We start from the raw sequence: 23,091 nt of genomic DNA, 5'->3' as shown, positions 1-23,091 counted from the left end.
CCGCCGTCAGGGTCCGCGCAGCTCGCCCGCCGCGTCGACCTGGACGCGCACGATGCTCCGGTAGGGAACCAGACGATACCCGGACACCTCCCGGTTCCGTCTCGCGGCGCCGACGTCGTGGAGCGCGAGGTCGAGGTGATCCGCTCCCGCCCGATCGATCGTGCCGTGGAGCATCCGGCCCGACACGAGATGCACGGCGACCCGGACCCGTCGGCGCACCAGGTCGCGCACGGCGAACCCGAAGGTCCTACGCGCCGCCAGCGGCGACTCCGCCTCCGCAGGCTGGGCTGAGCGCAGCAGATCGGCCTGCGGGGCGGCGACCTCGACGATCGCCTCAATGGGGATCAGCGCCGCGCCGACCCCGTCCACCGGAACAGCGGAGACCCAGTCGGCGCCGACGCCGCCGAGGGTCGCGCGAAGGCGGATCCCATCGGCCAGCTCCAGGGCGATCCGGGCGTCCTGCACGGCGAGGGAGCGTAGCCGAACCCGCAGCCCGACACGGGACAGCCGCAGCCGCTCCGCCTCGGTATCGAGCGCCGCACGCTCGGCCTCCCACTCGGAGGCGAGCTGATCTTCGAGGTCGTCGAAGAAACGATCCCATCGCACGTGGGGACTCTACGGCGAAATGAGGGTTCGATGAGAAGTTATCCACAACGCCCCTCCTGCCCATTCCTGAACATCGGCTGTGTGCTCTACTGCTGGCAGATCGACCGACAGGAGAGCAGGGGGCCATGGCTCAGAACCGTTCGGGCGCCGCACGCGCCGGCGCACCGTGGACCGCGACGGCGGTGTCGGAGTATTTCGCGCCGCAACCGACGTCCACCTCCGAACTGCCCGAACCCACCCAACTGCTGCGGAATCTCAGCGTCGGCGTGCTCGAGGTGATGTCGGGCGTCCGCGAGATCGAACAACTCGCCCGCTGGATGACCGAGGACGTCTTCCGGGTTCTCCTGACCCGCGCGAACCTCGCCACGCGGGCGCGCAGTGCCCGCGGCGTGCCGGCCTCCCGCCCGGTGCACAGCGTCCTGTCGGTGCGGCATTCCTCACCGGCAGACGGCGCCGTCGAGGGCGTGGTCGTCGTCCGCGGACCGGCGCGCACGCGTGCGATCGCCATCCGCCTGGAAGGCATGGACGGTCGCTGGCGGGCGACATCCCTCGCGCTGCTCTGAGCCCTACTGCTTGTAGGACGACAGGAAGTTACCGAGCCGCTCGATGGCCTCCGTGAGCACGCGCGCTTCCGGCAGCGTGACGATGCGCAGGTGGTCGGGGGTCGGCCAATTGAATCCGGTCCCCTGCACCAGCAGCACGTGCTCGGCCACGAGGAAGTCGTACACGAGCTTCAGGTCGTCATGGATCTCGTACACCTCGGGGTCGAGCCGCGGGAAGGCGTAGAGTGCGCCGGCGGGTTTGACGCAGGACACGCCGGGGATCGATTCGAGCGCCTTCCACGCCGCATCGCGCTGTTCGTGCAGGCGCCCCGTGGGCGCGATGAGGCCGTCGATCGACTGCACCCCGGACAGTGCGGCCTGGACGGCATGCTGTGCCGGCACGTTGGGACACAGCCGCGTGGATGCCAGCAGCGTGATCCCCTCGAGGAATCCGCCCGCGTGCTTCTTCGGGCCGGTGATCACGAGCCACCCTGACCGGAAGCCGGCGACGCGGTAGGTCTTGGACAGCCCGTTGAAGGTCAGGCACAGCAGGTCCGGCGCCACCGACGCCATCGGGATGTGCTGCACCTCGTCGAAGAGGATGCGATCGTAGATCTCGTCGGCCAGCAGGAGCAGGGAGTTCTCGCGCGCGATCGCAGCGATCCCCTCGAGCACCTCACGGCTGTACACCGCCCCGGTGGGGTTGTTCGGGTTGATCACCACGATCGCCTTCGTGCGCTCGGTCACCTTCGACCGGATGTCCTCCAGATCCGGAGCCCACCCGTTCTGCTCGTCGCACACGTAGTGGACGGGGTTGCCGCCACCCAGGCTCGTCATCGCCGTCCACAGCGGATAGTCCGGCGCCGGGATGAGCACCTCGTCGCCCTCGTCGAGCAGCGCCTGCATCACCATCGTGATCAGTTCGGACACGCCGTTTCCGAGGTACACGTCGTCCGGGTCGAACGCCGGGAACCCGGGAATCTGCTCGTAGCGATACATCACCGCCCGTCGGGCCGACATGATGCCCCGACTGTCGCTGTAGCCATGAGCGTACGGAACGGCCTCGATCATGTCGCGCACGATCTGGTACGGCGCGTCGAATCCGAACACGGCTGGATTGCCCGTGTTCAGCTTGAGGATCGTGTGCCCCTCCGACTCCAGTCGATCCGCCTCGACGAGCGCCTGTCCACGAATCTCGTAGAGGACGTTCTTCAGCTTGCTCGACTGGTCGAGGGGGCGCAGCGGACTCATCGGATCACTCTATCGCCGCCGCCCCGGTGCCACCGGACCGGCCGCAGGGCCAATCGGATGCCGGTGGCACCGCGCGCGGATCAGTTCTTCTTGCCCGCTGCGCGGCGCTGTGCGCGGTTCTGCGGCGCAGGCGGTGCCCCCTCGGCGGCGTCGGTCTTCTGACCGAAGGCGCCGCGCGGGGCGTCCGCGGGAGCGGGTTGAGCGGCCTGAGCAGCCTGGCGCACACGGGTGGTCTCGGCCTGCTGGACCTGACCGCGCTCGTTGCGCACCTCCACCTCCCCGGCGTCATTGGCCGCCGAGTACTGCAGCCGCTGACCGTCGGCCGGCGTGGCCGAAAGACCCTTGGCCTCGACCTGGGTGACCTGCTCGCCGTCGGCCGCCTTGCGGACCTCGACCTCGAGATTGAAGAGGTAGCCGACGCACTCCTCCTTGATCTGCCCCATCATCGACTGGAACATCTGGTAGCCCTCGCGCTGGTACTCGATGAGAGGATCGCGCTGCGCCATGGCCCGCAGGCCGATGCCGTCCTTGAGGTAGTCCATCTCGTAGAGGTGGTCCCGCCACCGACGATCGAGCACCTGCAGCACGACGCGACGCTCGAGTTCGCGCATGGCCTCCGAACCGAGGCTCTCCTCGCGTGCTTCGTAGGCGATCCGCGCATCGGAGAGCACTTCGCGCTTGAGACCTTCGGCCGTGATCCCGCCCTTACGACCGGCGCCCTCGGAGACGACCTCGTCGATGGTGACGTTCACGGGATAGAGCGTCTTCAGCTCGGTCCACAGCGCGTCGAAGTCCCAGCTCTCGTTGTGTCCGGCTCCGGTGTGGTCATCGATGAGGGCGCCGACGGCGTCCTCGATGAAGTGCTGCACCCGGTCGGCGATGTCGTCCCCGTGCAGGATGTGGCGGCGGTCGGCGTAGATGGCCTCGCGCTGGCGGTTCAGCACGTCGTCGTACTTCAGGACGTTCTTGCGGACCTCGGCGTTGCGCGCCTCGACCTGAGACTGCGCGCTCTTGATCGCGCGCGAGACCATGCCGGACTCGATCGCGACGTCATCGGGGAAATTCGTCCGCGACAGGATCGCCTCGGCGGCGCCGGACTGGAACAGACGCATCAGCGTGTCGGTCAGCGACAGGTAGAAGCGGCTCTCACCGGGATCGCCCTGTCGGCCGGATCGGCCGCGCAGCTGATTGTCGATGCGGCGGGACTCGTGACGCTCCGTGCCGAGCACGTAGAGACCGCCGGCTGCGCGGGCCGCTTCACCCTCCTCGGCCACGCGTTCGCGCATGGCCTCGTACACGGCGTCCCACTCGGCTTCGTACTCCTCCGGCGTCTCGTGCGGGTCCAGGCCCTTGGCCTTCATCTCCTGCACGGCCAGGAATTCGGCGTTGCCACCGAGCATGATGTCGGTTCCGCGGCCGGCCATGTTGGTGGCGACCGTCACGGCGCCCGGACGGCCGGCAAGGGCGACGATCTCGGCTTCACGGGCGTGGTTCTTCGCGTTCAGGACCTCGTGCCTGATGCCCTTCTTCGCGAGCAGCCGCGAGAGGTACTCGCTCTTCTCGACACTGACGGTGCCGACCAGCACGGGCTGCCCGGCCTCATGACGCTCGGCGATGTCCTCGGCGACCTGGCGGAACTTCGCCTCTTCGTTCTTGTAGACGAGGTCGGACTGGTCCTTGCGGATCATCGGCTTGTTGGTCGGGATGGGGACGACGCCGAGCTTGTACGTCGACATGAACTCGGCCGCCTCGGTCTCGGCGGTACCGGTCATGCCGCCGAGCTTGTCGTACAGGCGGAAGTAGTTCTGCAGGGTGACGGTCGCGAGGGTCTGGTTCTCGGCCTTGACCGGCACTCCCTCCTTGGCCTCGATCGCCTGGTGGATGCCCTCGTTGTACCGGCGTCCGACCAGGATGCGGCCGGTGTGCTCGTCGACGATCATGACCTCGTCGTTCATCACCACGTAGTCGCTGTCCCGCTTGAACAGCGCCAGGGCCTTGATCGAGTTGTTGAGGAACGAGATGAGCGGGGTGTTCGCCGACTCGTACAGGTTGTCGATGCCGAGGTAGTCCTCGACCTTCTCGATCCCCGGTTCCAGGACGCCGACGGTTCGCTTCTTCTCGTCGACCTCGTAGTCGACGCCGACCTCGAGGGTGCGCGCGATCTTCGCGAACTCCACGAACCAGCGGTTCGCCTCGCCGGAGGACGGGCCGGAGATGATCAGCGGCGTGCGCGCCTCGTCGATCAGGATCGAGTCGACCTCGTCGACGATCGCGAAGAAGTGGTCGCGCTGGACGAGGTCCTCTTTGCGCCATGCCATGTTGTCGCGCAGGTAGTCGAACCCGAACTCGTTGTTCGTGCCGTAGGTGATGTCGGCGGCGTACTGCTCACGTCGCACCTCCGGGGTCTGGCCGGACACGATCGTGCCGGTCGTCATGCCGAGGGCCCGGAAGACACGGCCCATGATGTCGGACTGATAGGAGGCGAGGAAGTCGTTGACCGTGACGATGTGCACGCCGCGCCCGGCGATCGCGTTGAGATAAGCGGGGAGAGTCGCCACGAGCGTCTTGCCCTCACCAGTCTTCATCTCGGCGATGTTGCCCAGATGAAGGGCTGCGCCACCCATGATCTGCACGTCGTACGGGCGCTGCCCGAGCGTGCGCTTGGCGGCTTCGCGGACGGCCGCGAAGGCCTCCGGCAGCAGCTGGTCGAGTGTCTCGCCCTTCTCGTACCGCTGGCGCAGCTCCTCGGTCTCGCCCCGCAGCTGCTCGTCGGTGAGATGCGTGTACTCCTCCTCGAGCGCGTTGACGGCCTTGACCGTCTGCTGGAGTCGTCGCAGGATGCGACCTTCTCCGGCGCGAAGCAGTTTCTCGAGGGGGTTTGCCACGGAATGTCTCCATCTCTCGGGCTGTCGACTCCCGCGCACGCCATCGGGCGCCCGGCGGGCATACCCGACCATGTTATCGGTCCGTGACCTTCACGTGGGCTGTGGGCGTGTGCGGGCACCTGCTCCCGCCACGACGCCGCACCCTATACTCGGCATGCACATACGCGGTATGCACATCGCGAAACCCGGGAGGCCCCGTGTCCGTCCGCCGCAGCCTGCTGGCCATCCTCGACCAGGGGCCCTGCTACGGCTACCAGCTGCGCGCCGAATTCGACCGCCGGACGGGATCGACCTGGCCGCTGAACGTCGGCCAGATCTACAACACCCTCGATCGGCTCGAACGCGACGGGCTCGTCACGAAGGGACCCCCGGACGAGCAGGGGCACGTCTACTGGTCGATCACCGCGGCCGGCTCCGATGACGTCGCCGAGTGGCTGTCCTCCCCCGTCGAGCGCGCGCCGCAGACACGCGACGAGCTCGCCGTCAAGCTCGCGGTCGCCGCGACCCTCCCCGGCATCGAGGTCGCCGACGTGATCCGCACGCAACGCCGCGCCTCGCTCGCGAGGGTGGAATCCCTCCGGAGCTCGGTGGATGCCGCGGGGCCGCCGGACGGACCCGAAACCCTCGCGCGATCCCTCGTCCTGGACGCCATGCTCCACGCCGCGCAGGCCGAGGTCGACTGGCTGGATCGCAGCGCCGAGCACCTCGCGCAGCATCCCGAGCCAGACAGATCGATGTCCTTGTCGGGCGAGCGCCCCAAACGAGGACGCCCGTTCAAGACCCGCACCACAGGCTGACGCCGCAGCGGCCGCGGGCAGCACGCGCATCGCCGGTTCACAGGAGCGGGCCAGTACCCTGAACTGTGACCGAAACAGACGCTCCCGCCGCATCCGACGCCCCCGCCGAGACCGCTGCGCCGAACTTCTCCGATCTCGGCCTGAGCGATCCGGTCCTCAAGGCCCTTCGCGAGATCGGCTACGAGACCCCCTCGGCCATCCAGGCGGCGACCATCCCGACCCTCCTCGCGGGCCGCGACGTCGTCGGCATGGCGCAGACGGGGACCGGCAAGACCGCCGCCTTCGCACTTCCCATCGTCGACCGGCTCGACCCCGCCCAGAAGACCCCCCAGGCGCTCGTGCTGGCACCCACGCGCGAACTCGCCCTGCAGGTGTGCGAAGCGTTCGAGAAGTACGCCGGGCATCTGAAGGGCGTCCACGTGCTCCCCGTCTACGGCGGACAGGGCTACGGGGTCCAGCTGTCGGCCCTGCGTCGCGGCGTGCACGTCGTCGTCGGCACCCCGGGTCGCATCATCGACCATCTCGAGAAGGGCACGCTCGACCTGTCCGAGCTGAAGTACCTGGTGCTCGACGAAGCCGACGAGATGCTGAAGATGGGCTTCGCCGAAGACGTCGAGACGATTCTCGCCGAGACGCCGGACACCAAGCAGGTCGCGCTGTTCTCGGCGACCATGCCGGCGGCCATCCGACGCATGTCGAAGCAGTACCTGCACGAGCCCGAAGAGATCACCGTCGCAGCCAAGACGACGACGTCGGCGAACATCACCCAGCGCTACCTCATCACCGCGTGGCAGCGGAAGATGGACGCCCTCACCCGCATCCTCGAGGTGGAGAACTTCGACGGGATGATCGTGTTCGGCCGCACCCGAAGCGTGACCGAGGAGATCGCCGAGAAGCTTCGCGCCCGAGGCTACTCCGCCGCTGCGATCAACGGCGACATCGCGCAGGCGCAGCGCGAGAAGACCGTCGGCCAGCTCCGTTCCGGCAAGCTGGACATCCTCGTGGCCACCGACGTCGCCGCGCGAGGCCTCGACGTCGAGCGCATCTCGCACGTGGTCAACTACGACATCCCCACCGACACCGAGTCGTATGTGCACCGCATCGGGCGCACCGGCCGCGCCGGGCGCACGGGAGACGCGATCTCGTTCGTGACGCCCAAGGAGCGGTGGCTCGTCCGGGCGATCGAGAAGGCCACGCGCCAGCAGCTGACCGAGATGTCGTTGCCGAGCGTCGACGAGGTGAACGAGACGCGCCTGTCGCGCTTCGACGACCGCATCTCGGCCGCCCTCGCCGAGACGGACCGGGTGGACCGGTTCCGTGACATCGTCACCCACTACATGCGGCACCACGACGTGCCCGAGGTCGACGTGGCCGCCGCGCTGGCGATCGTCGCCCAGGGCGAGACGCCGCTGCTGCTCGGGCCCGATCCCGAACCTGTGCGCCCGGCACGCGCGACCCGTGACCGCGACGGCCGTGACGACCGCGCCGGCGACGGTCCGCGCCGTGAGCGTCGAGAGCGGGGCGACGGCGGCGCCTACTCGACCTACCGGATCGCCGTCGGCAAGCGCCATCGCGTCGAGCCGCGCCAGATCGTCGGCGCCCTGGCGAACGAGGGCGGGCTGCGACGCGACGACTTCGGCCGCATCCAGATCCGCCCCGACTTCTCGCTCGTCGAACTCCCCGCGGACATGCCGCGCGATACGTTGGAGCGTCTGGCCGACACGCGCATCTCGGGACGTCTGATCGAGATCCGTCTCGATACCGGAGGCCCTTCCCGGCGGCGCGAGGACCGTGGCGGGGACGGCGACCGACGCCGATACGACCGGGACGATCGTCGCGACCGCAAGCCCCGCCACCGCGGCGACCGCTGAGGGGAGTTCGGACGCTCGCCGATCGCGATGCCGCGTGCTCTCAGCGAAACCGGACGGAGGCTCCCCCGTCCGCTCGTAGGATCGGGGTATGGCCGGATTCTGGGGCAGACGCAAGCGAGAGCGCGATGAACTCGAGGCCCAGGACGCCGATCTGGCGCGCAACGCCCAGCGTGCGCTGGTCGAGGCGGACGAACGCATCCGCGTCACCACCGACGAGCTCGCTTTCGCGGAGGCCGAGCTGGGCGAGGGGCCGACGTCCGAGCTGCGGGAGGCGCTGGAATCCGTGCGCACGCACCTGGGCGAGGCCTTCCACCTTCACCAGCTGAACCACGACGAGATCCCCGACACCCCCGAGGAACTCCGGACCAGGAACGCACGCATCGTGCAGTTGTGCGGCTGGGCCGACGAGCTCCTCGACGATCGGACCGAGGCGCTGGCCGAGCCGATCGAGCGCGCGCGACGCGCCCCCGAGATCATCGCGGGCGTGCGGCGCGACGCCGAACGTCTGCGCGCCCGCATCCCCCACGCCCGGGAGACCGTCGCCCGTCTGGCTGAGCGCTACGACGCCACGGCGCTCGGCCAGGTCGCCGACAACGCCGCCGAGGCCGACCAGCTGCTGCGCTTCGCCGAGCACAGCGCGGACGTGGCCGAGCGGCGCCGGGATGCCGGGCAGAAGGAGCAGGCGAACCTCGCCCTGGAGACGGCGACCGAAGCGGCACGCCGTGCGGCGACCCTCGTCGACGCGGTGGAGACCTTCGAGATCGAGGCGCTGCGCGCCGAGTCCACGCTCGCGGCGATCGTGGAGGACTCGCGCGGTGATCTCATCGCGGCGCGCAGCGCCCCGCAGGTGCCCGCGGTGACCGACGCGATGCTCGATCTGCAGTCCGCGCTGGCGGCACTGCCCGCGCCGGGCGCGCGGACCGACCCGTTCGGCGAGCTGTCCCGGCTGCGGGAAGCCAACACCGCCTTGGACGCCGCGATCGCCGCCGCCGAAGAACGCGCGCGCCGCGTCGTGCCCGACCTCGCGCACGTGCGACACTCGATCGACGACGCCGACCGTCAGCTCCACGTCGCGCGAGACGTCATCGCGGGGCATCGCGGATGGATCGGCGCCGACGCGCGGACGCGCCTGGCCGAGGCGGATCGGGTCCGACAGGATCTGGACAGGCTTCTCGGCGGGTCGGCGGCGACGGCCGTGGACATCGCCGAGGACGACCGGGATCAGGCGATGGCCCTCTCCCGCCGCGCAGCCACCCTCGCGGGCGAGTCCCTGCAGCTCGCACAACGTGACATCGACTCTTCACGCCCTCCCGGCGGACCCGACCAGTGGAACGGCGGATGGGGTGGTCCGCCGCGCGGCGGCCGCGGCGGGGGCGACCTCATGGGCGGCATCCTCGGCGGTCTCGTCATCGGCAGCCTCCTCGACGGCATGTTCGACTGACCGTCCCCGGCCGATCGCACCCGCTGACGCAGGCCGCGACGGCCCGTCGCGGCGCAAGGAGAAGACCCCGGACGGCGGAGCCGGCCCGGGGTCTTCCACGGTGGGTGTCAGGACGCCACGGCCACCGGTGCTGCCTGCGTCGTCAGCGAGATCACGCCGTAGTCCCAGCCCTTGCGCCGGTAGACGACGCTCGGGTGATCGGTGCGTGCATCGATGAAGAGGAAGAAGTCGTGGCCGACCAGTTCCATCCGATCGACCGCGTCCTCGACGGTCATCCACTCCGGGCCGAACTCCTTGGTGCGGATGACGACCGGACTGTAGTCCTCCTCGTCCTCATCCGTCTTGATGGTCGGGATCTCGCCGGTCGCGACGGCACGGATCGCTTCGACCGAGGCCGGCTGGAGGTCGATGCCCTGCAGGGCTCCACTCTCCTTGGCGAACTTCGCCCCTCGCGGGTGGTTGCGCTGATCGACGCGCTTCTCCTTCGCGCGCCGCAACTGCTCGCACAGCTTGTCGACCGCGATGTCGAGGGCGGCGAACTTGTCTGCGTCGGTCGCCTCCGCTCGCACGACGGGCCCCTTGCCGGTGACCGTGAGCTCGACCGTGTCGTCTTCCCGGCGGCCGTTGTGATACGCCCGGTGGGTGACCTTCACGTCGACGCGCTGTGCGCGCGTCGCGAGGTGCTCGATGCGGGTGGTCTTCTCTTCGACGATCGAGCGGAAGCGATCCGTCACGTTCACTCCCACGCCGACGATGCTGGTTTCCATCCCTGACCTCCTTGTTCCGGTCCACCCGGTCAAGGGCGGACCTTCAGTCGCCTTGATCCCCCCACCGTAGACCCGAGGGCGACGTGTGTCACGCGCCAATCGCGGATCGGCCCGCTTCGCCGTCGGCGAACACCGAACGTCGCGGCGTATCGGCCACGACGACGCCTCCGCACACCTCCGCACCGGCCTGCCGCAGTGCGCGGACAGCCTCCGCGAGGGTCGCTCCGGTGGTCACCACGTCGTCCACGACGATGACGCGCGCGTCGGCGACCGGACGCGCCGCGAAGGCGCGCGCGAGGTTCGCGGCTCGCTCGGAAACGCCGAGGCCGCGCTGGTCGAGAAGAGTCCTGGTCGGGACGATCGCGCGGGTGACCGGCAGGCGCGCACGACGCATGATCGTCTCGACGGGCCGGAAACCCCGTCGGCGGAAGGCAGCGCGCGAGGACGGCACCGGCACGAACCGGATGCCGCTCTTCTCGTCGATGCCCATCGAGTCCACGACCTCGGCGAGCGCCCGGCCGAGCGGGCCGGCCAGCGAGGTCCGGCCGTCCTCCTTCATCGTCCGGATGACGCGCGCCGCCGTGCCCCCGAACCGCAGCGCGCTCCGAACGGGCACGCCCGCGATCGTCCGTGTGACCGGATCCGGGAAGAGTGCGCGGTCGCACACGGCGCACAGCGAGACGTCGCCGGCGCCGCATCCGGCGCACTCGACCGGGAACACCAGCGCTGCGACGTCACCGACCGCCTCGCGGACGACGTCACTCCAGCGGACGAGGGGCGGCATTCCCCGAGCCTCGCGGACCGCACCGCGCTCCGCCCGGCACCGGCCGTTCCCGTGGACGGGAGCCCGCGACTCACCGCTGGGGAGGAGTGGTCATTCCGGCGACCCCTGCTGCGTGGCGAGCACGAGGATGCCGTCCGCCGTCTGCTCCCAGTTCGCCGCGCGGCGCACGAACAGCAGCCCGTCATCGGACAGCAGTCGCACCGTCGCATCGGTGTTGGCGCCCGAAACCGACACGGTTCCGGTCGGCGCGGTCAGTGACACGCCGGCGCCCCCGACGGGCTGCTCGACGAGAGTGATGTCGGTGCCCGACCGGCTCACCGCGGCGACCGTCGTGTCATCGAGCCACGCGAGCGAGAGACCGGCACCGCCGACCGGTCCGAGCCGCAGCGGGTCGGTGAGGCGGATCGGCACCCCATCGGCATCACGCACCACGCCGGCGATCTCGATGCCGAGCCGGCCGTTGGCCGAGACGATCGCCGCCAGACGGGCGCCGTCGCGCGAGACGGCGAACGCGGCGATCTCGGTGCTCTCGGGGAAGGCACCGGCGACGGTGAGCGCGACGCCGTCGGGCCCCGTGGCGAGAACGCCGGCGGGGCCGTCACGGGGAACGCTCCAGACGAATCCCGCCGGGTCGACGGTCGGGGCGATCAGGCCATCCCGGTCGTCGACCACCAGGAGGTCGCCGTCGGACTCGACGCGGACGGTCTCGCCGCCCGTGGTCAGGACCGCCGCGACATCGCGGTCGACGCCGACCTGGATGACCGCCGGGTCGACCTGCGTCATCGCCGCCGAAAGGCCGTCGATCGGCGTGAGGTCGTCGCCGGAGAGGAAGCCGAACCCCTCGGCGGTCAGCACGAGCGGAGCGGTGGCCACGCGCGTGGAGCGCACCGGCACGGCCTCGGCGGCCAACGGGGTCGAGTCGGCCGTCAGACGAACCTCCGTGACGCCGGTGCCGACCAGGCTCGCCTGGAGTTGCGTGTACAGGCGGTCCAGGCCGTCCTGTTCGAGACCGAGCGCCGAGCGGGAAAGGTCGACGTCGGCCACACCACCGGTCACCGGGACCGACGGGCGCGAGAGCGTCACGCTCTCGGGGACCGCCGAACGGACCGCCTCCGCCAGCCACGGGCTCGGCGCGCCCGCCACGAGGGCGTCGGCGATCCAGGTCGCGGCATTGACCGTCGGGAACCAGCGCACGTCCGGGACGAGGTAGGTCCAGGTGGGGTCGAAGTACATGAGGGAGTACTCGCCGTAGACGTTCGGGAACTGGTCGGCTCCGAGCACGATGCCGTCCGGGGCTTCGGTGATGCGCCATTCGCCGTCGTCACGCTGGGCGAGGCGGAACTCCAGCGTGGTGAGGCCACTCGCGCCCGTCTCGTACGCGCCGGAGTCGTTCACCGTGGCATCGGCCTCGAGCATCAGCGAGACCTGGGTCGCGGACGGCTCGGCGTACGTGCGATCCCCGCGTTCGTCCACGGTGACCCCGGCCGTGGGGTCCCACACCTCCGCGAGGCTCGTGGACAGGAACAGGCGAGCGGTCGCCCAGTTGTCGGCGGGTCCGGTGCCGGCCTCCACGAAGCCGCGCACGATCTCCTCGGGCGATGCTCCGGGCTGAGGACCTTCGGGGATGTAGAAGAAATCCGGGGGCGGTGGCTCTTCGCCGGGCGCGATACCGGGATTGACCGGACCGGTGGTGGGGAGACCGGCGCACGCGGCGAGGACGAGCAGGAGCGCGGCGGACACGATCGCGCCGAGGGCTCTGATCACACGCGTCATGAGGTCTCCCCCGCTCGGTCCGCACGGGGGACCACATCGGTCCCGACGATCGCGGACAGGTCGATCGGCTGGGTCAGTCCCAGGGCATCCATGGGCGGCGACTGATCGTCGCCCGCCTCGACCGGGATCGGCGAGGTCGACACGGTCGTCCCCGGACGACGCGGCAACGTCAGCACGAAGTGCGACCCGCGTCCGGGCTCCGACCACACCGCCAGCTCGCCGCCGTGCAGGCGGGCGTCACCGAGGGCGATCGAGAGCCCGAGCCCGGTTCCGCCGATCGTCCGGGTCCGCGACGGGTCGGCACGCCAGAAGCGGTCGAAGACCCGCTCGACGTCCTCGGGACGCATCCCGAGGCCGAAGTCCCGCACGCCCAGGGCCACGGCGTGCTGATCACTGTCGACGGTGACCACGATCGGGCGACCTTCGCCGTGCTCGATCGCGTTCCCGAGGAAATTCCGGACGATGCGGCGCACACGCCGCGGATCCATGTCCACCGGGGAATATCCACCCGGCGCGACAAGGCGCACGTCCGACCCGTGCTGGTCGGACAGCTGCTGCATCGACGCGATGACATCCTCGGCCAGGTGCGCGAGGCTGGTGGGTTCGAGCTCGAGCTGCACCGAGCCGGCATCGTATCGACTGATCTCCAGCAGGTCGGTGAGCAGCGTTTCGAAGCGCTGCACCTGAGCGTTGAGCAGCTCGGCCGCGCGAGCGGTGACCGGATCGAACCCCTCGCGCTGATCGTTGATCATGTCCGCGGCCAGCCGAATCGTCGTCAAGGGGGTGCGCAGCTCGTGCGAGACGTCGGAGACGAATCTCTGCTGCACGAGCGACAGCTCGGCGAGTTCCTTGATCTGCGACTCGATGCTGTCGGCCATGGCGTTGAACGAACGCCCGAGCACCGCGAGCTCGTCTTCGCCGTGGATGTCCAAACGCACGTTGAGCTCCCCCGCGGCGAGCTTCTGGCTGGTGTCGGCCGCCTCGGCGATCGGGGTGGTCACCGAGCGCAGGACGAACCACGCGATGCCGCCGATCATCACGAGGAGGAACACCCCGACGATCCACAGCGTCGCCTGCACGAACAGCAGCGTCTCGCTGGCGGCGGCCAGGTCGTACGCGAAGTAGAGCTCGTAGTAGCCCACGTCGGGCATCTCGAACTGCTGTCCGACGATGATCCCGGGCACCTCGCCGTTCGCGCCGGGGAGCCCGGCGTACTGCCACCACTGCAGCTCGGGGTCGGACTGGACCCGGTCGCGCAGGGCCGAGGAGATGATGTCCTCGTCGATCAGGACGCCGGAGGTGAAGTCCTGTGGCGCGATCGAGGACGGCGGGCCGACACGGAAGACCGCGAACGAGTCGCTCTCGGACTGCTGGGTCAGGTCGCTCTGGACACTCCCCATCAGACTCGACAGCTGCGCCTGGTTCCCCTGCGGCTCTGCCGAGTCGAGGGTCCGCTGCACTTCGGACGTCGCGCGGCGGGCGTCTTCGAGAACCTGCTGCTGACGGGACTCGAGCAGGTCCGACTGGATGGCCAGCGCCATCCACACGCACGCGACGATGATCGCGAGCGCCGACAGAGCGAGGGTGAGCACGACGGTGCGGAATCGCAACGACCTGCGCCACAGCACCGCGACGCGGTCGGGCCACGAACGCCAGTCGACGATCGCGATCCGGCCCGTCGCCGGAGCGGTGCGCGCCGGGGGCACCCGGACCTACTCCAGGGCGCCGGCGCGGTAGCCGACGCCGCGCACCGTCGTGACGATCCGAGGATTGTCGGGGTCGATCTCGACCTTGGCGCGGAGGCGCTGCACGTGGACGTTCACCAGGCGCGTGTCGGCCTTGTAGTGATAGCCCCAGACCTGCTCGAGCAGCATCTCGCGCGAGAACACCTGCTGCGGCTTGGAGGCGAGGGCGACCAGAAGTTCGAACTCCAACGGGGTCAGCGCGATGGGTGCGTCGCCGCGGCGCACCTCGTGGGCGGCGACGTCCACCGACAGGTCGCCGATCCGCAGGACCTCCGCACTCGGCTGCGAGGCCGGCCGCAGCCGCGTGTTGATGCGCGCGACGAGCTCCTTGGGGTTGAACGGCTTGACCATGTAGTCGTCGGCACCCGATTCCAGGCCCTTCACGACGTCGGCGGTGTCGGTGCGGGCGGTGAGCATGATGATCGGCACGCCCGATTCCGCGCGCACACGCGTGCACACCTCGATGCCGTCCATGCCCGGGAGCATGAGATCGAGGAGCAGGAGGTCGGGCTTTTCGGCACGCCACGTCTCCACGGCCTTGGCGCCGTCGGCGCAGAAGACCGTTTCGAAGCCTTCCGTGCGCAGCACGATGCCGATCATCTCGGCCAGGGCCGTGTCATCGTCGACCACCAGGATGCGGGAACTCATTCGCGCGTTCGTCCTTTGCTCACCGTGGGGGCGATGCCGTCCGGCGCTCCCCCGAGCGCTCCCGCCAGAGTAGTCGAGATGCGCCGGTCATTCACCGAACGGCATGCCGGGGATGCACAGGTTCGACCCGGGGCGCCGTGTGCCACGATGGAGGAAGCGTCGCCAGAGGAGGAACGTGACCTCGTATCCGCAGTGGACGCCCGCATCGCGTCCGGGCATCATCCCGCTCCACCCGCTGACATTCGGCACGATCCTGGGCCGCTCGTTCTCGGCGTTGCGGCACAATCCGAAGGTGCTCCTGGGCTTCGGCCTGGTCGTGCAGACCGTCGCCTACCTGCTGGTCCTGCTCGGCGTGGGCGCCGTGGCCTTCCTCACGTTCTCGCGGCTGGACAACATCCCGTTCTACAGCGAAGACTTCGAGGCGATCGCGATCGGCTCGACGGCGCTGACCGCGGTGGCCGGATTCGTGCTCGGGCTCGCCGCGGCGGCGCTCGGGGTGATCGTGCAGGCCGTGGTCGTCGCCGAGGTCGCCCATGGCGCGTTGGCCGAGAAGCTTCGTCTCGGGATGCTGTGGCGGCGGGTGCGACCGGTGATCTGGCGGGTGGTCGGATACTCCTTCCTCCTCACCGCCGCGGTGATGGTCCTGCTGGCGGTCGTCGTCGGAATGCTCGTCCTCATCGGCTTGGCGGCCGTGCCGGTGGCCATCGCGCTCGGTGTCCTGCTCGTGCTGGGCGCGATCCCGCTCACCCTGTGGCTGACCGTGAAGCTTCTGCTCGTGCCGTCGGCGATCATCCTGGAGGATGCCCGAATCGGGCCGGCGATCGCCCGATCATGGCGGCTGACGCGCGGCCGGTTCTGGCCCGCCCTCGGGGTGATCGTGCTGATCTCGTTCACGTTCGGCGCCGTCGCGCAGGTCGTGAGCCTCCCCTTCTCCTTCCTCGGAACCGGGCTGAGCACGGTCTTCGCACCCACCGGCGACCCGGACGCGACCGCGATCATCACCCTCGTCGTCACGACCGTCGCCGCGCAGGTGGTGACCCTCGTCATCCAGGCCGTCGCGGTCGTCGTCCAGTCGACATCGGCTGCCATCATCTACATCGACTGCCGCATGAGGCACGAGGCGCTCGACATGGATCTTCTGGCGTACACCGAGAAGCGGGACGCCGGCGAACAGGGACTCGCCGACCCGTATCGCGTCGGGATCGGCCGGGTGGCCGCGCCGCGCCCTGTGCCGCACGTGCAGCCGGCATACGGGCAGTACCCCACCGCCCCGCAGCCGCAGCCGCAGCCGCAGTACGGGCAGTACGGGCAGCACCCCACCGCCCCGCAGCCGCCGTACGGGTCGCCGGCGCCGTACGGGCAGTACCCCGCGGCACCGCCGCCGCCCGCACCACCGCAGCCGGTGGCGCCCCCGCCGTACATCCCGCCGGGACAGGCGGACCCCGCGGCCGACGGCGAGCACCGATCGTCGTGACCGGGGCGATCCAGGATGCGATCGTCGCCTCGGCGACGTCGGTGCCGCCCCTGACACCGGACGACGATGAAGCACGTCGCTGGGCCGAGAACGAGCTGTCCGACCGGGTGTACGCGGAGGCCGAGCCGACCCCGTTCGACCTCTTCGCCCGCGCAGTGACCGATTTCCTGGCGGACCTGTTCAACCCTGAGATCCCGGCGGGGCTGGAGTCGGTCTTCGCCCTCGTCGCCGTGGCCGTGGTGGTCGTCCTCCTCATCGTCGGCCTCGTGATCTGGGGCCGACCCCGCGCCACCCGACGCGGCGTCGACCCGACCGCGGAGCTCTTCGGCGAACGGGAGACCCGGTCCGCACGGACGCTGCGGGCCGAAGCCGAAGCCGAGGCGGCGCGCGGCCGGTGGGATACCGCCGTGGTGCTGCGTTTCCGGGCGCTGGCGCGCAGTCTCACCGAGCGCGGAGTGATCGAGGCCCCGCCCGGGGCCACCGTCCACGCCTTCGCCCGCGCAGCCGCTCGCCCCTTCCCCGACGCCGCCGCCGAGCTCGAGGACGCGGCGCGGGCGTTCGACGACGTCCGCTATCTCCGGCGCCCCGGCACGGCCGACGTGTACGCCCGCCTCGCACACCTCGACGACGCACTGTCCTCGCGGCGCCCGGCCGTCCTGCCGGCGGTTCCGGCATGAGCGCGACGACCGTCACCCCGCGACGGGCCCGGGCGGTGGTGTCGTGGACGGCGATCGCGGCCGGATTCCTCGTCGTCGGACTCGTCGGCTCGCTTCTGGCCGGCATCGGCCAGCGTGCGGCGCGCGGCGCACTGGACCCCGACTCCGCGGGGCCCGACGGGACGCGGGCGCTCGCCGAGATCCTCCGCGCCAACGGCGTGGACGTCATCGTCGAACGGTCGTGGGAGCGGGCGCGTGAGACCCTCGCCGAACAGCCCGCGACCCTGTTCCTGCCGGGGACCCCGTCCTTGTCCGACGATGCCATCGGGATGCTCGCGGACGAGGCCGCGACGACGGTGTTCGGCGATCCCACGTCGCGGGTGCTGCGCGAGCACTTCGCCGGCGCCGCCCCGGCCGGCTTCGCCGTCGACGAGCTCGCACCGATGTGCGATCTGCCCGTCGCCGTGCGAGCGGACCGGGTCGGCGTGCAGGGTCTCTTCTCCGCCGGCGGCGCCGAAACGGCGTGCTACCCGGATGCGGACGCGTACGGCGTGCTCGTCCAGGGGCGGCTCACTGCCATCGACGCGGATGGCGTCTTCACCAATGACGCCCTCGCCACGGCCGGAAACGCCGCCCTCGCGGTCGGGATGCTCGGCGGGCATGAGCGCCTCGTCTGGTACGTCGCCTCCTCCGGTGACAGCGACCTGCCGGTCACCGATCCCACCCTGGGCGAGCTCACACCCCCCTGGGTGACCCCCGCGATCGTGCTTCTCGTCCTGGCCGGAGTCGTCGCCGGTGTCGCCCGCGGACGCCGGTTCGGACCGTTGGTCGCAGAACGACTCCCGGTGACCGTGCGGGCAGGCGAAACCGACGAGGGGCGCGGTCGCCTCTACGCGGCCTCGCACGACGCCGCCCACGCCGCAGCCCAGCTGCGGGGTGGTGCCGTGCGGCGCCTGTCAGCGCTCGTCGGGCTCGGCCTTCACGACCCGCCCGGTCGCGTGGCGGATGCGGTGGCCGAGGTCCTCGGCGCCGATCGCGCGACGATCCGCGGCCTTCTGCTCGATCATGTGCCGCGCGGTGACGGTGAGCTCGTCGAGCTGGCCGACCGCCTTCGCGGCCTCGAATCCGCCGTGCGTGCACGGCTGCACACCCCTGGCGAAAGGAACCGGACGTGACCGACGAGACTCTCCACGACGACGATCTGCGCGCGGCGATGCACCGCGTGCGCCTCGAAGTCGGGAAGGCGGTGATCGGGCAGGACGGGGTCGTCACGGGCCTCCTGATCGCGCTGCTCGGCCGCGGCCACGTCCTCCTGGAGGGCGTGCCCGGTGTGGCAAAGACGCTCGTCGTCCGCGCGTTCAGTCGCGCGCTCGGCCTCGACACCAAACGCATCCAGTTCACACCCGACCTCATGCCGGGGGATGTCTCCGGCTCGCTTGTCTACGATGCCGGCGCCGGCGAGTTCGAGTTCCGGGAGGGCCCGATCTTCACCCACATCGTCCTGGCCGACGAGATCAACCGCACGCCCCCGAAGACCCAGTCGGCGCTCCTGGAGGCCATGGAGGAGCGGCACGTCTCGACCGACGGCGTCTCCCGGCCCCTCCCCGACCCCTTCCTCGTCGCCGCGACGCAGAACCCTGTCGAGCACGAGGGCACCTACACCCTCCCGGAGGCGCAGCTCGATCGCTTCCTCCTCAAGCTCATCGTCGATCTGCCCGCGCGAGAGGCCGAGATCGCCGTGCTCCGCCGCCACGCCGACGGGTTCTCCCCGCGCGACCTCGACGCGGCAGGCCTCGCCCCCGTGATCAGCGTCGACGAGATCCGCGCCGCGCAGCGCGCGGCCGCGGCGGTACGGGTCGACGACGACGTGCTGGGCTACGTCGTCGACCTCGCGCAGGCCACGCGCAGGAGCCCGTCGGTGCAGCTGGGGGTGAGCCCGCGCGCCACGACGGCGTTGCTGGCGGCGGCGAAAGTGTGGGCGTGGCTGGGCGGATACCCGGCGATCACCCCCGACCACGTGCAGACGATGCTCGTGCCGACCTGGCGGCACCGCATCCGGTTGCGTCCCGACGCCGAACTCGAGGGCGTCTCGGTCGATTCCGTGCTCGGATCGGTCGTGCAGCAGACGCGCGTGCCGGTCTGAGCGTGTTCGTCACCTGGCGTGCAGCGGCACTGGTCGCCGTCGGCATCGTGCCGGTGGTGGCCCTGTCGACCCTGGGCGTCCAGCCGTGGCTCACGACCGCGGCGTGGGTCGTGCTGAGCGCGACTCTCATCGCCCTGGATGTGATCGCCGCGCCGAACCCCCGTGCACTCGTGATCACACGCGACGTCCCCGCGCGTACGCTGCTGGCTTCGCCCACGGAGACGGTCCTGCGCGTGATGAACGCGGGCGCCCGGCGCATGCGTGGTCGCCTCCGCGATGCGTGGCAGCCGACAGCCGGTGCATCTCCCGAGCGGTTGACGCTGGATGTGCCGCCGGGGGAACGCCGCGACCTCGTGGTTCCCCTGCTCCCCCGCCGGCGCGGTCGGCTCGTCAGCGACATGGTCGTCGTCCGGGTGGACGGACCGCTGGGGTTGGCCGGGCGTCAAGGCATCGTCCCGTCCCGCGGCGAGGTGAAGGTGCTCCCGCCTTTCACGGCGCGACGGCACCTCCCCTCGCGCCTCGCGCGGCTGCGCGAGCTGGACGGTAACACCAGCATCCAGGTGCGCGGTCAGGGCACCGAGTTCGATTCGCTGCGCGAGTACGTCCGCGGCGACGACGTCCGATCGATCGACTGGCGGGCCACCGCGCGGGCCGGCACGACCATGTTGCGCACGTGGCGCCCCGAGCGGGACCGCCACGTGGTCATCGTCATCGACACCGGCCGCACGTCCGCCGCGCGGGTCGGCGACGGCATACGCCTCGATGCCGCGATGGAAGCATCCCTGCTGTTGGCCGTGCTGGCGCAGCGGGCAGGCGATCACGTGCACCTCGTGATGTTCGACCGCGTCGTGCGGGCACGCGTGACCGGCGTCGACGGCCCGGCGTTGCCGGCCGCGATGGTCGACGCGATGGCGGGGGTCGACGCGCACCTCATCGATACGGATTGGGAAGCGGCACACGCCCAGGTGCGCGCGCTGACCAACCGGCCGGCACTGGTGGTCCTGCTCACCGCGCAGGACGAGGTGGATGCCTCGCGCGCCTTCCTGGGATCACTGCCCGCCCTCACCGCACGCACACAGGTCGTCGTCGGGTCGGTGACGGGCGAGCCGGTGGAACGACCGACCCGGGAGGACGCCGTCGATGTGTATCGGGCGGCGGCCCGCGAACGAGGTTCCGCGGAAGCCGAGCGTGTGGCCGAGGCGATCCGCCGTGCCGGCGCGGACGCGATCACCGACACCCCCGACATGCTTCCTCCGCGGATCGCCGACCGCTACCTCGCGCTCAAGGCCGCCGGGCGCCTCTGATCCTCCCGCCGGCCGCGCACCGACGACGAGGGCCCGCCACCGCGATGCGGCGACGGGCCCCGAGGGTCGGTCCTCAGACGAGGTCGAAGCGGTCCAGCTCCGTGACCTTGCCCCACGCGGCGACGAAGTCGCGCACGAACTTCTCGTGGGCGTCATCGCTCGCGTAGACCTCCGCGACCGCGCGCAGCTCGGAGTTGGACCCGAACAGCAGGTCGGCGCGCGTTCCGACGCCGACGGGGGCGCCGGAGCCGTCCTTGGTGCCCATGAACGCGTGAGCGCCCTTGTCCAGCGGCTTCCAGGTGGTGCCGAGGTCGAGGAGGTTCACGAAGAAGTCGTTCGAGAGGACACCCGGGCGACCGGTGAACACGCCGTGGTCCGACCCGTCCCAATTCGCTCCCAGCGCGCGCATCCCCCCGACGAGCACCGTCATCTCGGGCGCGGACAGGGTCAGCAGGTTGGCCTTGTCGATGAGGTGGTACTCACCGGGCATGGTCGCCTTGGGGCCGTAGTAGTTCCGGAACCCGTCCGCGGCCGGCTCGAGCCAGGCGAACGAGGCCGCGTCCGTCTGCTCGGCGCTGGCGTCGGTGCGGCCGGGGTGGAAGGTCACCTCGGCCTCGACGCCGCCGTCCCGCGCGGCCTTCTCGACCGCCGCGTTGCCGGCGAGCACGATGAGATCGGCCAGCGACACCTTCTTGCCGTCGGTGCGGCCTTCCTCGAAGGACGCCTTCACGCCCTCCAGCACGCCGAGCACCTTCTGCAGCTGGGCGGGGTTGTTGACCTCCCAGTCCTTCTGCGGCGCCAGACGGATACGTGCTCCGTTCACCCCGCCGCGCTTGTCGCTGCCGCGGAAGCTCGACGCCGCCGCCCACGTCGTCCCGACGAGCTCGGCGACCGTCAGGCCCGACTCCAGGATCTGCGCCTTGAGCGATCGGGCGTCCTCGGCGTCGATGAGCTCGTGGTCGACCGCGGGCACCGGATCCTGCCAGATGAGGTCCTCCGCCGGCACCTCGGGGCCGAGGTAGCGCACCTTGGGACCCATGTCACGGTGGGTGAGCTTGAACCACGCACGCGCGAACGCGTCGGCGAAGGCCTTCGGGTCGTCCTTGAACCGGCGCGAGATCGCGTCGTAGGCCGGGTCGGTGCGCAACGCGAGGTCGCTGGTGAGCATGCGGGGCTCGCGACGGCCGTCCGAGTGTGCGAGCGGCACCATGTCGGCTCCGCCCCCGTCGACCGGGCGCCACTGGTGTCCACCGCCGGGGCTGGTCATCAGCTCCCATTCGTAGGCGTAGAGGATGTGGAAGAACTCGTTGTCCCAGCGGGTGGGGTGGTAGGTCCAGGTGACCTCGAGACCCGAGGTGATGGTGTCATCCCCCTTGCCGGTGCCGAAGTTGTTCTTCCAGCCCAGGCCCTGCATCTCGAGGCCGGCCGCCTCCGGGTTGTCCTCGATGTTCGTGTCGGGGGCCGCACCGTGCGTCTTGCCGAAGGTGTGACCGCCGGCGATCAGGGCGACGGTCTCTTCGTCGTCCATCGCCATGCGACCGAAGGTCTCACGGATGTCGCGGGCCGATGCCATCGGGTCGGGGTTGCCGTTGGGGCCCTCGGGGTTGACGTAGATGAGGCCCATCTGAACCGCGGCAAGCGGGCGCTCGAGGTCGCGGTCACCGCTGTAGCGCTCATCGCCGAGCCACGTGGTCTCCGGGCCCCAGTACACGTCGGCGTCCGGCTCCCACACGTCGGCGCGACCACCGGCGAAACCGAAGGTCTCGAAGCCCATGTCCTCGAGCGCGACGTTCCCCGCGAGGATCATCAGGTCGGCCCACGAGAGGTTCTGGCCGTACTTCTTCTTCACCGGCCACAGCAGGCGACGCGCCTTGTCGAGCGAGACGTTGTCGGGCCAGCTGTTCAGCGGGGCGAAGCGCTGCTGGCCTGCGCCGCCGCCGCCGCGACCGTCGGTGATCCGGTAGGTACCGGCGCTGTGCCAGGCCATGCGGATCATCAGCGGACCGTAGTGGCCGAAGTCAGCGGGCCACCAGTCCTGCGACGTCGTCATGACCTCGGCGATGTCGGCTTTCACCGCAGCCAGATCGAGGCTCTCGAAGGCGGCCTTGTAGTCGAAGTCGTCGCCGAGCGGGTTCGACACCGCGGGGTTCTTTGCCAGCACCTTGAGGTTCAGCTGGTTGGGCCACCATACGCGGTTGGCGTCTCCGGTGGTGGGGTGCGGCTGGTCACCGTGGATGACCGGGCACCTGGCCGCCTCGGCGTCGTTGGGGCTCGGGCGGGTCTCGCCGTCGGCGCGCTCGCTCACCGGGGTGTCGATGTCGGTCACCGACTGGTCGATGGGCGACTCGGCGCCGATGCCGGCGGGGTTCTCGTCAGCGTTGGTCATGGGGTTCCTTCCTGAGGA

The 23,091-nt window shown here is 70.3% G+C and carries 18 protein-coding genes; 9 read left to right on the top strand and 9 right to left on the bottom strand.

Annotation, left to right across the window (positions count from 1 at the left end; translation table 11 throughout):
- Positions 1-6: 6 nt before the first annotated feature.
- Positions 7-606 (bottom strand): hypothetical protein, encoded by a 600-nt coding sequence (locus RZO50_RS08820; protein WP_322599340.1) that lies wholly within the window; start codon positions 604-606, stop codon positions 7-9.
- Between the two features lie 125 nt (positions 607-731).
- On the opposite strand from RZO50_RS08820, the gene RZO50_RS08815 reads away from it, so the two are divergent.
- Complete coding sequence (locus RZO50_RS08815) at positions 732-1,169, top strand: Rv3235 family protein (RefSeq protein ID WP_322599339.1); 438 nt, start codon at positions 732-734, stop codon at positions 1,167-1,169.
- A 3-nt stretch (positions 1,170-1,172) separates the two neighbouring features.
- Here RZO50_RS08815 and RZO50_RS08810 read toward each other — a convergent pair whose 3' ends face one another.
- Entirely contained in the window at positions 1,173-2,399 is a 1,227-nt protein-coding gene (locus RZO50_RS08810; RefSeq protein WP_322599338.1) for a pyridoxal phosphate-dependent aminotransferase, read from the bottom strand.
- Positions 2,400-2,479: 80 nt separating this feature from the next.
- Entirely contained in the window at positions 2,480-5,284 is a 2,805-nt protein-coding gene (gene secA / locus RZO50_RS08805) for a preprotein translocase subunit SecA (RefSeq protein ID WP_322599337.1), read from the bottom strand.
- A gap of 197 nt (positions 5,285-5,481) precedes the next feature.
- Here secA and RZO50_RS08800 point away from each other — a divergent pair, with 197 nt between their 5' ends.
- From RZO50_RS08800 to RZO50_RS08790, 3 genes are all read left to right on the top strand, one after another.
- The gene (locus tag RZO50_RS08800) at positions 5,482-6,081 is read left to right on the top strand and encodes a PadR family transcriptional regulator (RefSeq protein WP_322599336.1); all 600 of its coding nucleotides are present in this window, start codon (positions 5,482-5,484) and stop codon (positions 6,079-6,081) included.
- Between the two features lie 65 nt (positions 6,082-6,146).
- Entirely contained in the window at positions 6,147-7,952 is a 1,806-nt protein-coding gene (locus RZO50_RS08795; RefSeq protein ID WP_322599335.1) for a DEAD/DEAH box helicase, read from the top strand.
- An 88-nt stretch (positions 7,953-8,040) separates the two neighbouring features.
- A complete protein-coding gene (locus RZO50_RS08790) occupies positions 8,041-9,393 on the top strand; it encodes a hypothetical protein (RefSeq protein WP_322599334.1) in 1,353 nt (450 codons plus the stop codon).
- A gap of 107 nt (positions 9,394-9,500) precedes the next feature.
- Here RZO50_RS08790 and hpf read toward each other — a convergent pair whose 3' ends face one another.
- The 5 genes from hpf to mtrA form a co-directional block, all read right to left on the bottom strand.
- Positions 9,501-10,160: a ribosome hibernation-promoting factor, HPF/YfiA family gene (gene hpf / locus RZO50_RS08785; RefSeq protein ID WP_322599333.1), complete on the bottom strand. Its 660-nt coding sequence runs from the start codon at positions 10,158-10,160 to the stop codon at positions 9,501-9,503.
- Positions 10,161-10,248: 88 nt separating this feature from the next.
- Entirely contained in the window at positions 10,249-10,944 is a 696-nt protein-coding gene (locus RZO50_RS08780; protein ID WP_322599332.1) for a ComF family protein, read from the bottom strand.
- Positions 10,945-11,034: 90 nt separating this feature from the next.
- The gene (locus RZO50_RS08775; RefSeq protein ID WP_322599331.1) at positions 11,035-12,717 is read right to left on the bottom strand and encodes an LpqB family beta-propeller domain-containing protein; all 1,683 of its coding nucleotides are present in this window, start codon (positions 12,715-12,717) and stop codon (positions 11,035-11,037) included.
- Positions 12,714-14,423, bottom strand: a complete 1,710-nt coding sequence (mtrB, locus tag RZO50_RS08770; RefSeq protein WP_322599330.1) for an MtrAB system histidine kinase MtrB — start codon at positions 14,421-14,423, stop codon at positions 12,714-12,716. Before mtrB ends, RZO50_RS08775 begins: the two co-directional genes overlap by 4 nt.
- A gap of 6 nt (positions 14,424-14,429) precedes the next feature.
- The gene (gene mtrA / locus RZO50_RS08765) at positions 14,430-15,110 is read right to left on the bottom strand and encodes an MtrAB system response regulator MtrA (protein WP_322599329.1); all 681 of its coding nucleotides are present in this window, start codon (positions 15,108-15,110) and stop codon (positions 14,430-14,432) included.
- Between the two features lie 175 nt (positions 15,111-15,285).
- On the opposite strand from mtrA, the gene RZO50_RS08760 reads away from it, so the two are divergent.
- From RZO50_RS08760 to RZO50_RS08740, 5 genes are read left to right on the top strand one after another with little or no spacing between them, the layout of a single operon-like run.
- Positions 15,286-16,584, top strand: coding sequence for a glycerophosphoryl diester phosphodiesterase membrane domain-containing protein (locus RZO50_RS08760; protein ID WP_322599328.1), 1,299 nt, complete (start codon positions 15,286-15,288; stop codon positions 16,582-16,584).
- The gene (locus tag RZO50_RS08755; protein WP_322599327.1) at positions 16,581-17,261 is read left to right on the top strand and encodes a DUF4129 domain-containing protein; all 681 of its coding nucleotides are present in this window, start codon (positions 16,581-16,583) and stop codon (positions 17,259-17,261) included. Before RZO50_RS08760 ends, RZO50_RS08755 begins: the two co-directional genes overlap by 4 nt.
- Positions 17,258-18,415 carry a DUF4350 domain-containing protein gene (locus RZO50_RS08750; protein WP_322599326.1) on the top strand — a complete coding sequence of 386 codons (1,158 nt, stop codon included), beginning with the start codon at positions 17,258-17,260 and terminating at the stop codon, positions 18,413-18,415. The genes RZO50_RS08755 and RZO50_RS08750 overlap by 4 nt, the downstream gene beginning before the upstream one ends.
- Before the next feature lie 38 nt (positions 18,416-18,453).
- Positions 18,454-19,383, top strand: a complete 930-nt coding sequence (locus RZO50_RS08745; protein WP_322599579.1) for an AAA family ATPase — start codon at positions 18,454-18,456, stop codon at positions 19,381-19,383.
- Positions 19,384-19,385: 2 nt separating this feature from the next.
- On the top strand, positions 19,386-20,687 hold the full coding sequence (locus RZO50_RS08740) for a DUF58 domain-containing protein (protein ID WP_322599325.1): 1,302 nt from the start codon (positions 19,386-19,388) through the stop codon (positions 20,685-20,687).
- Positions 20,688-20,760: 73 nt separating this feature from the next.
- On the opposite strand, the gene katG is transcribed toward RZO50_RS08740, so the two are convergent.
- Positions 20,761-23,073, bottom strand: a complete 2,313-nt coding sequence (gene katG / locus RZO50_RS08735; protein WP_322599324.1) for a catalase/peroxidase HPI — start codon at positions 23,071-23,073, stop codon at positions 20,761-20,763.
- Positions 23,074-23,091 lie beyond the last annotated feature (18 nt).

It is taken from the genome of Microbacterium xanthum, assembly GCF_034531355.1.
Lineage (GTDB): Bacteria > Actinomycetota > Actinomycetes > Actinomycetales > Microbacteriaceae > Microbacterium > Microbacterium xanthum.
The sequence above is the reverse complement of the archived record's forward strand: the minus strand, read 5'-3'. Positions and strand labels throughout refer to the sequence as shown.

Coding starts and splice junctions, on each gene's coding strand:
- RZO50_RS08815 (WP_322599339.1), top strand. CDS start 732: ATGGCTCAGAACCGTTCGGGCGCCGCACGCGCCGGCGCACCGTGGACC.
- RZO50_RS08810 (WP_322599338.1), bottom strand. CDS start 2,399: ATGAGTCCGCTGCGCCCCCTCGACCAGTCGAGCAAGCTGAAGAACGTC.
- RZO50_RS08790 (WP_322599334.1), top strand. CDS start 8,041: ATGGCCGGATTCTGGGGCAGACGCAAGCGAGAGCGCGATGAACTCGAG.
- hpf (WP_322599333.1), bottom strand. CDS start 10,160: ATGGAAACCAGCATCGTCGGCGTGGGAGTGAACGTGACGGATCGCTTC.
- RZO50_RS08780 (WP_322599332.1), bottom strand. CDS start 10,944: ATGCCGCCCCTCGTCCGCTGGAGTGACGTCGTCCGCGAGGCGGTCGGT.
- RZO50_RS08775 (WP_322599331.1), bottom strand. CDS start 12,717: ATGACGCGTGTGATCAGAGCCCTCGGCGCGATCGTGTCCGCCGCGCTC.
- mtrA (WP_322599329.1), bottom strand. CDS start 15,110: ATGAGTTCCCGCATCCTGGTGGTCGACGATGACACGGCCCTGGCCGAG.
- RZO50_RS08750 (WP_322599326.1), top strand. CDS start 17,258: ATGAGCGCGACGACCGTCACCCCGCGACGGGCCCGGGCGGTGGTGTCG.
- RZO50_RS08745 (WP_322599579.1), top strand. CDS start 18,454: ATGCACCGCGTGCGCCTCGAAGTCGGGAAGGCGGTGATCGGGCAGGAC.
- katG (WP_322599324.1), bottom strand. CDS start 23,073: ATGACCAACGCTGACGAGAACCCCGCCGGCATCGGCGCCGAGTCGCCC.